General features: G+C 38.9%; 13 protein-coding genes and 2 tRNA genes. 4 read left to right on the top strand and 11 right to left on the bottom strand.

The window, feature by feature from the left end:
- The 3 genes from EL17_RS13350 to rbfA all read right to left on the bottom strand — a co-directional run bounded on the left by EL17_RS13350 (nucleotide 1) and on the right by rbfA (nucleotide 4,790).
- The gene (locus EL17_RS13350) at nucleotides 1-2,922 is read right to left on the bottom strand and encodes a DEAD/DEAH box helicase (RefSeq protein ID WP_035074928.1); all 2,922 of its coding nucleotides are present in this window, start codon (nucleotides 2,920-2,922) and stop codon (nucleotides 1-3) included.
- A 244-nt stretch (nucleotides 2,923-3,166) separates the two neighbouring features.
- A complete protein-coding gene (locus EL17_RS13345; protein WP_035074925.1) occupies nucleotides 3,167-4,393 on the bottom strand; it encodes an FtsX-like permease family protein in 1,227 nt (408 codons plus the stop codon).
- Between the two features lie 10 nt (nucleotides 4,394-4,403).
- Nucleotides 4,404-4,790: a 30S ribosome-binding factor RbfA gene (rbfA, locus tag EL17_RS13340; protein ID WP_035074921.1), complete on the bottom strand. Its 387-nt coding sequence runs from the start codon at nucleotides 4,788-4,790 to the stop codon at nucleotides 4,404-4,406.
- 92 nt (nucleotides 4,791-4,882) lie between these two features.
- Here rbfA and EL17_RS13335 point away from each other — a divergent pair, with 92 nt between their 5' ends.
- Entirely contained in the window at nucleotides 4,883-6,292 is a 1,410-nt protein-coding gene (locus tag EL17_RS13335; RefSeq protein WP_035074917.1) for a hypothetical protein, read from the top strand.
- Here the strand turns inward: EL17_RS13335 and EL17_RS13330 are convergent.
- The 4 genes from EL17_RS13330 to dapF form a co-directional block, all read right to left on the bottom strand.
- Nucleotides 6,289-7,476 (bottom strand): M20 metallopeptidase family protein, encoded by a 1,188-nt coding sequence (locus tag EL17_RS13330; protein WP_035074915.1) that lies wholly within the window; start codon nucleotides 7,474-7,476, stop codon nucleotides 6,289-6,291. The two genes, EL17_RS13335 and EL17_RS13330, sit on opposite strands and share 4 nt — an antisense overlap.
- The gene (locus EL17_RS13325; RefSeq protein WP_035074912.1) at nucleotides 7,463-8,005 is read right to left on the bottom strand and encodes a hypothetical protein; all 543 of its coding nucleotides are present in this window, start codon (nucleotides 8,003-8,005) and stop codon (nucleotides 7,463-7,465) included. The genes EL17_RS13330 and EL17_RS13325 overlap by 14 nt, the downstream gene beginning before the upstream one ends.
- Nucleotides 8,006-8,015: 10 nt before the next feature.
- On the bottom strand, nucleotides 8,016-11,387 hold the full coding sequence (secA, locus tag EL17_RS13320; protein WP_035074910.1) for a preprotein translocase subunit SecA: 3,372 nt from the start codon (nucleotides 11,385-11,387) through the stop codon (nucleotides 8,016-8,018).
- 134 nt (nucleotides 11,388-11,521) lie between these two features.
- Nucleotides 11,522-12,295, bottom strand: a complete 774-nt coding sequence (dapF, locus tag EL17_RS13315; RefSeq protein ID WP_035074907.1) for a diaminopimelate epimerase — start codon at nucleotides 12,293-12,295, stop codon at nucleotides 11,522-11,524.
- A gap of 200 nt (nucleotides 12,296-12,495) precedes the next feature.
- Between dapF and EL17_RS13310 the strand changes: the two genes are divergently transcribed.
- From EL17_RS13310 to EL17_RS13300, 3 genes are all read left to right on the top strand, one after another.
- Nucleotides 12,496-13,254 carry a superoxide dismutase gene (locus tag EL17_RS13310; protein ID WP_035074904.1) on the top strand — a complete coding sequence of 253 codons (759 nt, stop codon included), beginning with the start codon at nucleotides 12,496-12,498 and terminating at the stop codon, nucleotides 13,252-13,254.
- A 160-nt stretch (nucleotides 13,255-13,414) separates the two neighbouring features.
- Entirely contained in the window at nucleotides 13,415-14,176 is a 762-nt protein-coding gene (locus EL17_RS13305; protein WP_035074902.1) for a hypothetical protein, read from the top strand.
- Nucleotides 14,177-14,275: 99 nt separating this feature from the next.
- Nucleotides 14,276-15,031 (top strand): hypothetical protein, encoded by a 756-nt coding sequence (locus EL17_RS13300; protein WP_035074887.1) that lies wholly within the window; start codon nucleotides 14,276-14,278, stop codon nucleotides 15,029-15,031.
- 192 nt (nucleotides 15,032-15,223) lie between these two features.
- Here the strand turns inward: EL17_RS13300 and EL17_RS13295 are convergent, their stop codons facing one another.
- From EL17_RS13295 to EL17_RS22680, 4 genes are all read right to left on the bottom strand, one after another.
- Nucleotides 15,224-16,015 (bottom strand): hypothetical protein, encoded by a 792-nt coding sequence (locus EL17_RS13295; protein ID WP_035074884.1) that lies wholly within the window; start codon nucleotides 16,013-16,015, stop codon nucleotides 15,224-15,226.
- 580 nt (nucleotides 16,016-16,595) lie between these two features.
- Nucleotides 16,596-16,679: transfer RNA gene (locus EL17_RS13290), tRNA-Leu, on the bottom strand.
- A 61-nt stretch (nucleotides 16,680-16,740) separates the two neighbouring features.
- Nucleotides 16,741-16,813, bottom strand: a tRNA-Gly gene (locus EL17_RS13285).
- Between the two features lie 143 nt (nucleotides 16,814-16,956).
- Nucleotides 16,957-17,733: a helix-turn-helix transcriptional regulator gene (locus EL17_RS22680; RefSeq protein WP_164675084.1), complete on the bottom strand. Its 777-nt coding sequence runs from the start codon at nucleotides 17,731-17,733 to the stop codon at nucleotides 16,957-16,959.
- Nucleotides 17,734-17,767 lie beyond the last annotated feature (34 nt).

The raw sequence follows: 17,767 nt of genomic DNA, 5'->3' as shown, positions 1-17,767 counted from the left end.
CTACTCCAGCAGCGCAGTTATATCATCCTTACTGAGGCTCTTCATAAAGCTTTCTTCGGTACTGATCAGCTCTCCGGCCAAAGCGATCTTTTTCTCCTGCAGTGCCATGATTTTTTCCTCCACGGTGTTTCTGGTGATGAATTTATAGATCATTACTTTGTTTTTCTGGCCTATTCTATGGGCTCTGTCTATAGCCTGAGCTTCTACAGCAGGATTCCACCAGGGATCCAATAAAAACACATACTCTGCTTTGGTCAGGTTCAGGCCTACCCCTCCAGCTTTTAAGGAAATGAGGAAAATCTTGATATCATCGTTTTCCTGAAACAGCTTCACCTGAGCCTGTCTATCTTTAGTGGTACCATCCAGATAGGCATATCTGATGTTATTGGCATCTAAAAATTCTTTTACTATAGCCAAGTGCCTGACAAACTGACTAAACACCAGCACCTTATGACCTTCACTGGCCGTTTCTCCCAACATATAAGTCACATCTTCCAATTTTCCTGAGTCACCTTTATAGTTACTATCGGTCATCCTGGGATGGTTAGCGATCTGTCTTAATTGGGTAAGACCTCTCAGTAGGGTAAATTGTTTTCTTTGTAAGCCTGCTGCCTCATTTACGATCTGCTCGCGATAATAGCTTTTCACCTCTTCATAGGCTTTTTCCTGATCAGAAGTCATAGATGAATATTGGATCTTAATCGTTTTTTCTGGCAGATCTGTTGCTACCTGGGTTTTTAATCTTCGTAAAATAAAGGGCTTAATAATGGCATGTAGTTTTTGGGATTTCAGCATGTCGTTCTTTTTCTCAATTGGTAGCAGAAATTGGTTTTTAAACATACTTTGAGTGCCCAATAATCCCGGGTTTACAAAATTGATCTGTGACCATAAGTCCATAGTACCATTTTCTACAGGGGTACCTGTAAGGATCAGTTTGTTTTTGCATTTTAATTCTCCTACTGCTTTAGCAATATTACTGGAGGGGTTTTTAATGGCTTGAGACTCATCCAGGATGACATAATTGAAATAAAAACCGCTGAATAAATCAATATCCAACCTGGTAATGCCATATGAGGTCAATACCAGATCGTATTGATGAAACTGGGCAGTATCTTTTATCCTTCCCGAACCCGTATAAACGAGTATCTTAAGACCAGGGGTAAACTTCTTGGCCTCAAGTTCCCAGTTATATATCAAAGAAGTAGGCATAACCAAAAGCGAGGTGCTTTCAGGATGAATTTCTTTCTCATGGGCCAGTAAAGCCAAGGTTTGGACCGTTTTACCTAGACCCATATCATCGGCAAGGCAACCCCCGAATCTGTATTCACTTAGGAACCTTAACCAGTTATAACCTGCTTTTTGATAAGGTCTCAATAGGCCGTTAAAACCTTCCGGAAGATCAAAATCTCCGATAGTATGGAAATCTCTTAGTTTTTCCAGCTTTCTACTGAGTGTCAGGTTTACCAGATTTCCAGTTTCTAGCTCCTGTGCTAAAGAAATGTGGTGTTTCTTGAGACGCAGATTTTCTTTTGAACTGTTGGTATCATCAAGAAAGGAAAATATTTCAGAATAATTGGTAAACCAAGAACTCGGGATCACCGCCATTTCTCCATTTGGAAGGATAAATTCTGTTTTGCCCTTTAATAGCATTTTGCGCAATGCCGGAAAAGGGATCTGATAGTCGCCGAACTTGATAATGGCATTGACATCAAACCAATCAATGTTTTCTTTGATCTCTACCACTATACTGGCAGTACCCAAAAAGTACCGTTGACCGGATAGTGAGGCAGCCTGTTGGATTTTGACGCCTAATTCTTCCAACTGTGTTTTATGGTTACTGATCCAATCAAAAGCCCTACTTTTTGCCAAGGAAAAACGGGAAGACTTTAAAGGAAGGCCCATAAGCTTTAGATAATCTCCGTAGCTTTTTTCTTTTTCTAAATCCCTTACTACTTTATAAAAAATGTACTGGTCACCATTTTGTTCCAGTTTTACATTATTAGGTTTTTTTTCTTCCGCCCTGAAGGAGTAGTTGCCGTACTGGAACTTGAGATCAAAAATGATCTGATCCTCCACATCAGGTGCGCTCGTATTGCCAAAAAGATCCTTGGGCGCATTGCCCGGAAGATCACTTAGATTCAGATAGGCCACAGGCTGTTTTCGCTCCACCTTGATATCAAATCCTTTGGCATATACGTCAAAAGATGAAACGAGCTGAGTGACGAATTTTTCATAATAAGCTTTCTCTACCTTTCTGGGTACTACTATGAATTTTTTATTTAGAAAAGGAGTCAGTTTTTTGCCATCCACATTCTTTTCAAAACTAAAAAGCTTCTGGTCCACCACCAGCCATGCAGGATCATTGCATATAAGATAGGCACCTTTGTACTGCCAGTCCAGGCGTTCTTCTTTGTATTTTAAAGTAGGAAAATAGTGGGTATTTTCTTCATTCCTCCGAAAATGAAATAGGACTGACGCTTTTTCTGGCATTATCTCAATTTCTTTCCAGATAGGATTCCCATCATTCCCCATTTCAAAAAGTCTTTTGCCGGGCAACTTCTCCAATACTTTGGCACGTAAGGTCTCCAGGCGCTGTTCTATGTGTTCCTGTATGGTCTTATTGGCAGTCTTCTCATCATATATCTTTCTTAGAAATTCCTTTGGCTTGAGGTTTTTCGTATTTAATTTTTTTACTATTGCATCTTGCTGCATCTCATCTATCAGCTTGATCAGCTCAAAATCCCGTTGGTCAAGCCCTACTGCAAAATCTTCTGCATTTTTAAAAGATATATTTTGGTTGGCATATGACAACTTTCCCTTTTCATTAAGCTGGACAACGAAGGATTCGAAGAGAATACCTAAAAACTCATGAATAAAAAGCGCATATACTATCTCAAAAGGCTTCTCAGAAGAAACTTTCATATCACTTTAATTTATAGTAGGATAGAGACAAAGAAGGGAAGATTCTTCTTTTTATAAATTTGAATAGCTTGCAAAATACATAATAATACTTAAAATGCAGAAATGAAAAGCAAATTATGATATCGATTTTTTAAAATTTCTATAGCCTCCTACTAATAAAAAATTTAATACGAAGGTGTCCTGGGTAGCAGCAGCCACACTACAGCCGATCGGCTATGGATAAAAAACCAATGGGGTATTAGGCTCAAAGGTGATCAATGGTCTTGACTGAGGATGCTATCGTGGCTGGTCGATAAGAAGCCAGTAACGTAATGGTCACTACGCTCAGTGAAGTAAACAGAAAATCAGTCCATACCATCTTCACTGGATAACTGTCTACGATAGATGATGCCACCCCCAATGAAACCAAACCATAACTGTCCTGTAACCAGACAATCAAAAAACCCAGTAACAGACCGACAGCTGCACCAGAAAATGCTATAATAGCTCCCTGTTTCAAATATATGGATTTGATAAGCTGATCTTTGGCGCCCAATGATTTAAGTACTGCTATATCTTTTTTCTTTTCAATGGCCAGCATGCTGAGTGAAAAAAATATATTAAAGGAAGCCACGGCCAAAATAAATGTAAGGGTGATAAATACAAAAAGCTTTTCTATCTGAATGGCTCTAAGCAGGCTGGCATGTTGCTCATCCGTGTCCCTGACCAGAAAACCTTCTCCCAACTGGTTGCGCAGTGACCTCTTTACGTCTCTTATCCTGTATCCATCAGCTACTTTGATTTCCAGGGCTGTCCTTCTATCCCCATATTCCAGCAGATCCCTTACAAAAGATAAAGGAACGATGACATATTCATCATCAAACTGTTTTTCAATGCTAAAATATCCTACAGGTCTTATGATATTCTGATTATAAAGCTGTCTCGGATCTATAGATCCTGCACGTGCTGAAGCTCTTGGGTAAAATACCGTAAGCAGCTCCATCTCATTATCCAGATCTACCCTTAAGACATTAGCCACTCCCATGCCCAATATTGCCTCCGGCTGAGTATCGGACCCTAAGGACAGGTCCCCTCTGAAATATCCTTCATCAAATCTTCCCTGATCTAGAAAATTATCGGAAACACCTTTAAGTTTTGCTACTTTTTGTACGCCCCTATACCCAAACAAAGCATTGTCCTCTATCACCTCCGTCAGCACTTCCACCCCTTCTGTGTGTCTGATTTGATCCAGCCAATCATCCGTCACTATAAAAGATTTTCCTAAGGCTGCCTCTATTTTTAATTCAGCATCAAAAGATGCATATAAACCCCGTATAAGATCTTCCAACCCATTAAAAACAGAAAGCACGATCACCAATGCCATAGTACCTACCGCTACTCCTACCATAGAGATACGGGATAATATGGTGATGAAATTCCGCTTTTTTTTACTGCGGAAGTATCGGGAAGCTATAAAAAAAGATAGGTTCAAGATTTAGTTTTTAATCCTCCTTATCATCTTCCTGCTCCTCTTCATCAGCATCCGGTATATCCAGTGCAGATATTACCTTGTCCATATGTTGGGCATATGCCGAGGATTCATCCAAAAAGAAGGCAAGTTCAGGTATGATCCGTACACTTTTACCAATACGTATACCTAAGTGCCTCCTGATTTCTTTTTTACTGTCATTGATTTTATCAAAAAGCTCTTTGTTATTAGCCAATAAGAAGCTCAAATAAATTTTGGCAACTCCTAGATCCGGACTAATCAGTACTCTGGTAATCGTGACCATAGCTGTTCCGACGAGGTGCTTTCCTTCTCTCTGAAAAATTTCCCCCAGTTCCTTTTGGATTAATTTTGAATATTTCTGCTGTCTTTTACTTTCCATATATAATAATTATCGTTACAAATTTAGTGAATTAAATGAGTAACGTTTAATTTCGTGCTTGCTCTTTACTCATCATTCAACCAAAAATATACTTGTTAAGTTTTTTTAAAGTCAATGACCCTTTCCGGATTATAGGAATCATCCTACTGATAGGGGTACTAAGGTTACCCTATATATTAATGGATATACCGCTGCTGGCACCAGAATTAATGTGGATGCTGACCGGTGAGCGCATGTCAGCTGGCCATAATATGTATGTGGAAATCATAGATGATAATGGACCATATTCTGTGGGCATATATTGGCTGTTAGATTCTTTGTTCGGCCGTTCTTTACTGGCTTACCAGGTGCTGGCAGGAATGGTCATGCTTTTTCAGATCATGTATGTGAACCATCTTTTCATAAAATACAGATCATTTGATGATAACACCTATCTTCCAGCGATGGTGATGGCAGTATTATTTCACCTATCATTTGATTTTCTTACCCTATCTCCGGCTTTGCTTGGTACTACTTTTGTTATCCTTTCACTGGGAAGGCTGTTCAGTCTTACCTTACTTAATCAGGACAGTACGGAATCTGTTCTGATGGTAGGCATATTTGGAGGTATAGCAGTATGCTTCCATTTACCTTTGGTGTTTTTCTTACCATTTTTGATTGTAACAGGGATTATAGTCAGTGGATTTAATTTTCATCAGCTTATACTATCACTGGTGGGGTATTTACAACCTATAGCACTGGTATCATTATATTATTTTTGGATTGACGGGCTTCAGGATTTTATTTTAGAATTTATCTTTGCCACCCGTATCATAGACACTTACCAATATGTGTCTTATTGGGATATTCTCATTCTTTTTATAGTCCCTATAGGATTTGCATTAAGTGGGTTCTTTATGAGTTCAGTGCTTCAGAGGCACACCGTAAACCAGCAAAAACAGCAGCAAATCATGCTAATATTTTTACTATTTGCCATACTGGCCCTGTTTTTAGCCAATCGAAAAAATCCGTACCAACTGGTCGTTTTGCTACCTGGACTGACCTACTTTATCACCCAGATTTTCATATACGTAGAGAAGAAGGTAGTATTAAAATCATTTTTTTATGGATTTGTGATCATAGTCCCGTTGGTAGGATATGCATGGACCCTCTATAAATTTAATACCGAATCAATTTATACCTATGCTATTAATGCCAATAAGAAATATGACTATTTCAATGGTAAATCTATAGTGGTTTTAGGGTCAGATATAGGTTATTATAAGGATGCTAACTTAGTCACTCCGTTTTTAAATTTTAATCTCTCAAAAAGGATTTTGGCAGATTTTGAGGATTATAACGATATGACCAATACCTATCTTCAGTTCAGCAATGAAAAGCCACAATATATTATAGATGAGGAAGGAGTTTTCAGATCATTATTGATTCGGATACCTGCTTTGGAAGCGCTATATATAGAAGAAAATGAGGGTATTTACAAATTAAGAGCCACTAAAAATTAAGCCTTTAATTCACATAAGGCTATATAAGCCATCAGCCCAGCTCCCACTTCCAAAGCATCTTCATCTATATTAAAGTTTGGCGTATGCACACCTGCTGTTATGCCTTTAGCTTCATTTCTAATCCCTAATCTGTAAAAGCAACCCGGCATCTGGTGGGTATAATAAGAAAAATCTTCAGCAGCCATCCATATATCGAGGTCTTCTACATTTTCTTTTCCTAGGTAGTCTATCGCTGCTTCCTGGGCACGGCCAGTTAATTCAGGTTCGTTGATCAAATATGGATACCCGTTCCTTACTTCAAAATCTACTGAGCCTCCCATACCTTCAGCTATTCCGGTAGCTATCTTGACCATAGCGGTATGTGCCTCTTTTCTCCACTTTTCGTCCAGGGTCCTGAAAGTACCCTGTATGTTTACTTCATTGGGAATGATATTGGTGGCACCCATAGCCTCTACTTTACCAAAAGACAATACGGATGGAGTCTTAGGGCTGGCCCTTCTGCTCACCACCTGTTGTAGGGCTACAATGATATGCGCACTGATCAATACCGGATCAATAATATTTTCAGGCATAGCTCCATGTCCCCCCTTTCCCTTCACGGTAAGATAGAGTTCATCGGTGCTGGCCATATACATCCCTTTTCGAAAACCCACTTTACCAACATCTATCAGTGGCATGACATGTTGACCAATAATAGAAGCAGGTTTTGGGTTTTCGAGTGCTCCATCTTTAATCATCAACGATGCCCCACCCGGAACCAACTCCTCCCCAGGCTGAAATATAAGTTTCACCGTACCTGCAAAATCCTCCTTTACCTCCTGCAGGATTCTGGCTACTCCCAAAAGAGAAGCTGTGTGTACATCATGACCACAGGCATGCATGACCCCTGGATTGGTAGATTTATAGGTGACCTCATTTGTTTCAGTTATGGGCAAAGCATCCATATCACCACGGAGCGCTATGGTTTTCACTTCAGGATTTTTACCTTTTATCAGCACTACAAGACCGGTGTCCGCCTTTTTCACTATATCTTCGATACCATAGGAGCGTAATTGCTTCTCGACAAATGCGCTGGTGGCATATTCTTCAAAGGATAGTTCAGGATGAGCATGTAGGTGCCTCCTGTTTTGAATCACTTCTTCTTTATAAGCTTTTGAAAGTTCTTTAATCCTATTCTTCATTATTTCTTATTGGTTCCTCTAAATCCCCATCATTTGACTCAGCCCGCTCAAAGCGATCCTGAATAATCCGGGTAGTTGGGAATTTATCTTTTATTTTATTGTATTGTGACTGCGCTTCTATTCTATTGATATATCTGCCCACTTTCACCAGGTACCTAGGTTGCTGATATTCCATAAAAGCTTTAATATCCGGATATTCACTATACAAGATGTTCCTGGTTTCAAATGCCCTTTCTCTATCTACTCCACTGTATACGAGTATGGTAAAGCCACTATAGTGCCTTTCAGCTTTGTTATTTCGGATGAAATTCTCCACCGCTTCATCCAATTGACTGTTAACAGGATTACCAGCTCCAGCCCCTGCACTTGGACCAGTGGCCATCGCACCGGGTTCTGGTAGGCTCGGAAAGGTATGCCGCGTTTCGGAAAGATTTTCTTCATAGTTTTTATATTCCTCTACTGGTCTTTTCTTTACTGCTGCACAACTGGATGCCATAGCTGCGATTAAAACTATTGAAAGAATCTTCTTCATATTGGCCAAATTAGTTTTCTATAATGATGCACTTTCCTGAAGAGACATCTTCTTCCACACTTTTAAACTTTACGTCTTTTTTTATACTCCCATTGGCGTATCTCACAGATACCTTATCATTTCTCCCATAGCTTTTTTCTGACTTACGGGGTACTACCACTTGCCTTGGCTGAGCGGTTGCTTTGGCAGATGGCAATCTGTTACCAGCTATTGAACTTCCTACTTCTTCCTTATTGGTCTGAACTTTAGGTTCTGGGTTTCTCTGTGGAAGCGGAGCAGATTTCACTTGATCTGGATTCTGCTGCGGTAATTCAGCTTTGGCCAAAAACGAGATCACATCTTCATTCAGCCTGCCGACAAACCTTTTGAACATCTCAAATGCTTCGAATTTATAGATCAGCAGCGGATCCTTCTGCTCATATACAGCATTCTGAACTGACTGCTTCAGATCATCCATATCTCTGAGATGCTCTTTCCAGTTATGATCAATTATGGAAAGAGTCACGTTTTTCTCTATCGCCCTGATGAGATCTCTGCCGTTGTTATTGATAGTAGGTTCTAAATTGACTATCACCCCTATCTGCTTTAATCCATCAGATATAGGAACCAGGATCTCTTTTACTGTGGCACCGCGTTGTAGATGGACATCCTTCAGGATAGGCATGGCCTTAGCCAGAATCCTTTCATTCTTGTCTTTATAATTTTGGTAGGCTGCCTTGAATAAGTCTTGGGTCAGCAAGGCAGCATTTTTAGACTTAAGTTCTTCTAAAGTCAATTTGACATCTATACCCAGGGAACTATATATATTCATCCGTAGATTGTCCATATCCTCAGAGGTTTTGGCCATCTCGATGATATCAGCACATACGTCGTACATAATATTCAATATGTCCAACTCCAAACGCTCCCCTAGCAGGGCATTTTTTCTTCTTTTATAGACTACTTCCCGCTGGAAGTTCATCACGTCATCATATTCAAGAAGCCTCTTCCTTACACCGAAATTATTTTCTTCTACCTTTCTCTGGGCACGTTCTATAGATTTGGTAATCATAGAGTGCTGGATGACTTCTCCCTCCTCTAAGCCCATTCTGTCCATTAACTTTGCGATCCTCTCTGAGCCGAAAAGCCTCATCAGGTTATCCTCAAGAGAAACAAAGAACTGCGATGAACCTACATCCCCCTGACGGCCGGCCCGTCCTCTGAGCTGTCTGTCCACCCTTCTCGACTCATGTCTTTCTGTACCGACTATGGCCAGGCCACCAGCAGCTTTAGATTCTGGGGTCAATTTTATATCGGTACCCCTACCCGCCATATTGGTAGCTATCGTAACAGTACCTGGTTTACCGGCTTCCGCTACTATATCTGCCTCTCTGGCATGTTGTTTTGCGTTCAGTACCTGATGTTTTATCTTTCTGATGGTAAGCATTCTACTGAGTACTTCGGAGATTTCCACTGAAGTGGTACCGACCAATACCGGTCTTCCAAGTTCAGTAAGTTCTTGTATCTCTTCAGCCACAGCATTGAATTTTTCTCTGACAGTTTTATACACCTTATCCTGCCTGTCATCTCTGGATATGGCTTTATTGGTAGGTATTACCACTACATCCAGCTTGTAAATTTCCCAAAACTCTCCTGCTTCTGTCTCAGCAGTACCCGTCATGCCGGATAGTTTATGGTACATCCTGAAGTAATTCTGTAGGGTGACGGTGGCATAAGTCTGAGTAGCATCTTCTACTTTTACATTTTCCTTAGCCTCTATCGCCTGATGCAGGCCGTCCGAATATCTCCGGCCTTCCATTACACGACCGGTCTGCTCGTCCACTATTTTTACTTTCCCGTCTACGAGTATATATTCGGTATCTTTTTCAAACATACAGTATGCTTTCAGCAATTGGTTTACTGTATGTATCCTTTGTGCTTTGACGCCGTAATCTTTGATTATCTCCTCTTTACGGATAAGTTTTTCTTTATCGTCTATAGTAGGATCTTTTTCCATTTCGGCGATTTCAACACCGATATCTGGCAATATAAAAAAGTCTGTATTTTCATTTTTCTTGGTGATGACTTCTATGCCATTATCCGTCAACTCCACCGAGTTGGTTTTTTCATCAATGGTAAATAGCAGCGGTTCATCCGCTTCTGGCATATGCCGTTTGTTATCCTGAAGATAATGATTTTCGGTCTTTTGGAGGATGACCCTGATCCCGGGCTCGGAAAGGTACTTAATGGTAGGTTTGTATTTAGGCATACCTCTGAATGCCCTAAAAAGCGCGAGTCCGCCTTCCTTATGGTCTCCTTCTTTGATCAGTCTTTTGGCATCAGTCAAATATCCCTGCACAAGTTTACGCTGCTCATCTACCAGCGTAGATACTCGTGGTCTCATTTCATAAAACTCATGCTCATCTCCTCTAGGGATAGGACCTGATATGATCAATGGAGTTCTGGCATCATCTATCAGTACAGAATCCACTTCATCTATCATGGCAAAATGGTGCTTGCCCTGCACAAGATCATTGGCTTCCCTTGACATATTATCCCTTAGGTAATCAAAGCCAAATTCATTATTGGTCCCATATACAATGTCACTGGCATAAGCCTGCCTACGACCTTCTGAATTAGGAGGGAACTTATCTATACAGTTTACCTTTAACCCATGAAACTCAAATAACGGGGCATTCCACTCACTATCCCTTTTTGCAAGGTAATCGTTTACGGTAACAATATGAACACCACGGCCAGCCAGTGCATTGAGATAAGCAGGAAGGGTGGATACCAATGTTTTACCTTCCCCTGTGGCCATTTCTGCTATTTTACCTTGGTGAAGGACCACGCCCCCTATTAGCTGCACATCATAATGAAGCATGTCCCAGGTGACTTCGTTACCAGCAGCCATCCATTTATTAAACCAGATAGCGTTATCACCTACTATTTCCACATTGGGTTTTTGTGCTGCCATTGACTGGTCCAGTTCAGTGGCTTTAACGGTAAGTTTTCCAATTTCCTTAAACCTCCTGGCTGTTTCTTTCACGACTGCGAAAGCACGCGGCAGTATTTTTTCCAGCACCTTCTCTAATTCCTGGTCCCTGTCTTTTTCGATAGCTTCTATGTCGTTAAAAAGCGCATCTTTTTCATGGACTTGTTCAGGAGCCATCTCGCTGATTTTGCCTTTTATCTCCTGAATCTGCTGATCAAAAGCAGCCAAATCAATCTGGATGATACTTTTAAGTTCAGTGGTCTGAGCCCTTAGTTCATCATCACTGATGCTTTGTAATTTGGCATACTCACCATTAATCTTATCTACATAAGGCCATAAAACCTTTATATCTCTATCTGACTTGGTACCAAATACCTTTGCCAGTCCTTTTGCTATAGCATCTAACATATATATAATCGAATTAAAACAGGGGTTAAAAATACTCTCTTTTTAGCAGAATAATAAATTATTCGTTCCTTTTTGAGTAATTAGTCCCTATGTATTTTTGAAACAAACTTAAGTATTTTGAATACATTCACTGATCAGATTGTCAGTACACCTTTATAAACTTGAATTGCTTTTCCCTTTAATGTCACTTCTGTAAATTTATTGTGATCCTTTGCTTTAAACTTAACAGTCAAATCACCCCCCAGTGTTTTGATAAGAATAGAATTTTGTTCGGTAGCCATGCCATAGACCAAAGCGCATGCCGTTACTCCTGTACCACAGGACAAGGTTTCGTCCTCGACTCCCCTTTCATAGGTTCGGACTTTAATAGTACGATCATCGATTTTCTCTATAAAGTTTACATTTGTACCATGTGGAGAATATTTAGTACTGTACCGGATTTTTGCACCTTCTTCTACTACAGGATAGTGATCTAGTTGATGTACAAATCTGATATGGTGAGGAGAACCGGTATTGACAAAATATTCTTCGTTTTCGGAAGCTACCCCGTTAACTTCGCTCATACCCAGGCATACCTCATCTTCTATTATTTCAGCAGTATGAGGTCCGTCTATGGCCCAAAATCGGGTTTTAGCTTTTATGATACCTAAGAAATTTGCAAATGCTACAGCACAGCGTGCACCGTTTCCACACATACTCTGGCTTCCATCAGCATTAAAATAAATCATTTCAAAATCATACTCTGAATGTTCTCTAATCAAGATGAGACCATCTGCACCCACGCCAAACCTTCTATTGCATAATCGATTAACCAATGGCAGATCCTGATCATCAAAAACATGATGCCGGTCATCTATCATCACAAAATCATTCCCGGTCCCCTGATACTTATAAAACGTTAACAACATAGATAATTTTTGGTCATTTTAATATAAATTCAAAAACCAATCCAAGCTCTTTGAGTTACATATACCTATTGCAACTTGTCAGGATATCGGACTAATTGTCCGAAAGTTAATTTTATTTATGCTTATAATTTATTACTTTAGACATTTAAGCCCGTTAATTGATCATACTATCCACCTTAAGAACTAACTGAACATACAAAATGAATAATTTTTCTAGAAGGAGTTTTCTCACCCGCACCACCAAAGCGAGTCTGGCTATTGGTATAGGAACCAGCGGCATAGGCTCAGCGCTCTTTGCCTGCTCTTCAGGTCCAGATAAAGACACTGTATTAGATAATCTTCGGACCGGATTTACCCAGTCTGATTTGCCATATGATTATGCTGCATTAGAACCGCACATAGATGCCGAAACAATGAATATTCATTATAACAAGCACGCCAGTAGTTACGCTGAAAAGTTGAGAGAGGCTGCCGATGAGGAGAATGTAGATATGGACAAACCGCTAGAGGAAGTCATGATGAACATCAGCAGGTATTCCACTAAAATGCGTAACAACGGTGGAGGCCATTATAATCATGAACTTTTTTGGAAAATCATGAGTCCCGATGGAGGAGGGAGACCTCAAGGTGAACTAGCCGAGGCTATAAATGAATCTTTTGGAAGCTTCGATGAATTTGTAAGCAAATTTGAAGAAGAAGCTAAAGATAGGTTTGGATCCGGATGGGCATGGCTGGTGATTGACAATAACCAGTCTCTGGCTATTGGCTCTACCCCAAACCAAGACAACCCATTAATGAACGATGTTGATTTTAAGGGCATTCCTCTTATGGGCATAGATGTCTGGGAACATGCCTATTACCTCAATTATCAAAATGAGAGGGGGGAATATATATCCAACTGGTGGAATGTAGTTGACTGGAACCAGGTAGCAGACCGATATGACCGATTAAGAAGATAAGAAAAAATAAGGCCGGAAATTAAACTCCGGCCTTAATTTAAACTACTCTCTTACATATATTTAACTTTTTTTTCTGTCTGTAGTATTCAAATTTATGTAATATATTTCCTTAGGTGGCATATTGTTTGACTAAAAGATTTCTCTCTAACCTAAAATTTATATGAGCAGAAATTTTTGCAGCTTTAAATCAAATATAATAGCCATTATTATCCTTACTGCATTGGGATCTTGTAACTATGGAGCAGATAATTTGCCCGAAAGGAGCAGTAAAGTTTCCCTATACTGTACCGCTTTAACTAACAACACAGATCCCGTTAATAGTATTAGAATAGGCGATCTTACAATAAGTAACCTGCAGGTAGGTACTCAAAATATCCAAATGAACTATGCTTCATCATCGGAATTTGGCATCGGATCTAATATTAACAATGCGAATATCAGGACTAATGACGAAGCGGAACTATCTCTATCAGCCTCACAGCCACAAATTAACACCCTTATATCGTCCGGCAATCATCGTACAGCAATATTGGGTGAAGGATCCACTCCCAATGGAAACTATACCGAAATCGCTTTTCAGTTATACCCCAACAAAAATGCATCTTCTGATAGTTTTGTACGGGACAAGTCTCTTTACATATTAGGATCTTACAATGGTAGGCCTATACGGATTTGGCTCACTTCTGAAGATACTTTCCGGGTGCCGGCAGATACGCCTAATGGATATGTAATCAATGCTGATGCCGATCTTATTTTAAGATTTAATCTAGTAAAACTTCTGGAAAATGTAAATATAGAAACAGCACGAGATAGAAATTCAGATGGATTTATAGATATAGGCCCCAATAATGTAGACGGTAACAGTGATATATATAGTGTATTTAGATCTAATCTGCCAAATTCAGTAGAATTTGCCAAATAGGATGTGGTTTATTTATCTGGAATTATAAACATCAAAACAGACACAAAGCAATTTAAAGCCTTAATTTAACTGTACCCTCCTTTCAAAAAATCCAATCATATGACCAAACTAATATTAAACATCATTTCATCATTTGCCCTTATCATCTTATTAGGTTCGTGTAATCAAGAAGAAGAAAACCCGTCATCTGGTGAAAGTATGGTCACCGTAAAAGGATCTGCACATAAAGATGCCGGCAACCCAAACAATGGCCGAATCATGGTAGGAGAATTTAATGTGTCTCATTTCCAGGTAGGCATTCAAAAATTTGAAATGAATTATGCAGTAGCTGCAGATCTTCGAGCCGGAGTAGATATAGGAAATATTCCTCTCAGATCGAATATGAATTCAGATCTCGGATCGATGATTTTACAGCCTAAAACCCATATGTTGATTCAGGAAGGAAATTACCAGACGACTCTGATAGGGGAAGGGCTTACCCCAAGTGGAAATTATTCAAAGATTACTTTTCAACTCTTTAAGCACCAAGCGGATCCTGAGGATAATTTTGTTCATGGAAAGTCCCTTTACATATTAGGAGGGATAAATGGCAATTTGGTAAGGATATGGTTAACTGATGAAATCCATCTTGAAGTGTCCGCTGAAGAAACAAATGGCCTTTTAATCAATGAAACATCAGAAATTTTGGTACGCTTTAATATAAATCTCCTACTAGCCCATATAGATTTAAGTACTGCTAATGATAATAACAATGACGGAATCATCGATATAGGACCTGGTAATGTAGATGGTAACGCCACCATATATACTCAAATAAAAACAAACTTAAATTCAGCTGTTCAATTCGTCCATTAATACCCTGCTGTCTTTAATTTACTGAGTAACTGTGGTATGACTAACAGTTGTAAATTAATAGACCAACATCCACTTATGTAATAAAAACATAGCATATACTTACTGACTGACCAGCAAAGATCTGTAAATAACTATTTTCAATCTTCAACACCTACAGCAACGAAATGAATGAATTGCTGTAGGTACAATTTTTTATTCATATGAGGGAAACACTTTTCTGATTTGCCTTTTTATCGTTTTCCTCAATTTAAAAAACATTTCATAATTTTTGAAATACCTGTACCGAAACAAAGCCTTTTTAGGTAATCTATACGCCATTCCTTCTAATACCACATATCTGCAGGGATTACAAAGTCCACATGGCTTGCCATTTACAGGTGTAAAGCAAAACCAGGAGAGGTTTAATATATCATCATATCCTTTTTTAGTACTGTGTGCCTGTAATTCTATTTTTGAAAAATCGAGTATCGGAAACCGAAACGGCTTGAATATACTTCTTGGATCATCGTCTGATAATGATTCGATGACTTCATATACATTACCCGAAACTTTTTCTTTTACAGGTACAAATATAGAAGTATCTTTAAAATGGGTGTCTCTATCCGACCTCTCTATCGATAATTCGAGGTTATTAATCTTAAATTGTTCAGCGAATCTTGACAACCAATCATATTGTGATCCTAAATGAAGCTGCTTATTTAATTCTTTAAATTTTCCCGTAGTGACATCGTCTTTTTTGATATCTGACAAGGCATAAAATTTAGTGGGCAGGATCAATCTATCTGCATAAGGGTAACGCTGGGTTATGGCCTTAACGATACGATGACGGGTATCTATTTCCTTTATAGTAGACCCCCTTCCAGTATCTAAGATATAAAATGGCTGTACAGGATGTTTATATTCCATGATCACCTGCAGTAAACGAAAAGTAGAATCATAACCTCCTGTCCACAGAAGATTGATAGGTTCGGTATTTGGGTTCATTAATGAATTGTATTAGATGTATGCTAATATACGACATAAATAACCTTTTTAGACCTATAAGATTCAAAAAACCTTACATAAAAACATTAAATTATTACATTATGGACGACTCCAAATAAACATATCAATATAGGCTACTATTACATATATGTTTTGTAAAGTATTTATATGAGAGGTATAAGTAATATTATTGACCTATGCTATCTGCATTTCCCAGTAAGTGACTCCATCAGAGGCCTAGAGTTCAGATATAAGGTATGTATGGGGAAAGGCCGCTTTAAATAATTATCAAAATATTTTTAGCTCAGCCCAAAAAACTGGCAGTGCATACTATAATATAGATGGTTTTATATTTTTTCGGCAAAACCTAACTCATCCCCAAGAACATTTTCTGAACATATAAAAGATCGCAGGGTGCATGAATGAAAATGCTACCTAGTGAAATGAAGCCTATTAAGAAGAGTTTCAATCCAGACCTAACTGCAGGTCAAGTAAACCATTAATAAACAATTGCAAAAATAATTATAAAATCCTTAAAAATATGTCATAAAAAAAACCGCTTAAAAAGCGGTTTTAATTGTACCAGGAGCGGGAATCGAACCCGCACGGCCGTGAAGCCACAAGATTTTAAGTCTTGCGTGTCTACCTATTCCACCATCCCGGCTTTTCCACTAGGGAAAGTTACCTTAAACAACAAAGCCCTCTATGAAAAGGGCTTTAGAGAGAGCGAAAGACGAGATTCGAACTCGCGACCCCGACCTTGGCAAGGTCGTGCTCTACCAGCTGAGCTACTTTCGCTTGTTTATTTACAATCTCTTGCGATTGTGGATACAAAGGTATATCTCTTTTCGTAATTAGCAAACACTTAATGCAAAAATATATGATGATTTATAGCGACAAAAGCCTCATCTTTTGATTTTCAGGGCATTAATTTGTGCTTTTTATTTCATTTTATTCATTAAGTCGAGCACATTTTTTACTTTTAGCTTACGTAAGATGTTTTTTCTATGAGTTATCACGGTATTAGGACTAACGCCTAATTCCTCTGACATTGCCAAACTAGTTTTCCCCTGGACCATTAAATCCACTATTTGTTTTTCCCGCTTAGACAGTACGTCAAATGATATTTGTTCAAACTGCTTTTCTACTTTTCTCTTAGTCCCATTAGAAGCTATATAATGATACTCCCAATTGAATGCTGCAGGATTAGGTACAGAATTTAATCTCACTACGATCTGAAGGTCATAGATAATATTACCTTCCTGATCTGTGATATAGGGGATCAATGAGGACACCTGCCATATATGTTCATTTGTGATCCTGTGAACCCACCTGTAGGTATAAGTGCAACCAAATGTTTTCTTTTCTTCTATAGTCAGTTTATCATAAATAGGCAGCAGACTTTGGTGAAACTGGATCATTTCATCCCTGTCATCCTCATGAAACATAGACATGGTAGCTTCTAATCCGTATTTTTTGAAATACTCAACCGGTAACCCAGATACATCAAATATATTATCTGTAAAATATGCAAGGCTATAATCTCTGTAATCAAAGCTACCTATAATCAGGTTTTCACCGCTATTGATCTGTAAATTAAGATTTTCCAGCTCTTGAATCATTTCTTCCTCCCGTTCTAATAAAGTCCCTTTATCACCCCAGGTACGAAACAATTTTTTGTATTTATCTTGATTTTTGAGTTGCTCTATGATATCCACTCCCATAACATTTTTACACATTAACCGATCGTGG

The sequence above is a fragment of the Anditalea andensis genome (genome assembly GCF_000714815.1).
Classification (GTDB): Bacteria; Bacteroidota; Bacteroidia; order Cytophagales; family Cyclobacteriaceae; genus Anditalea; species Anditalea andensis.
The sequence above is the reverse complement of the archived record's forward strand: the minus strand, read 5'-3'. Positions and strand labels throughout refer to the sequence as shown.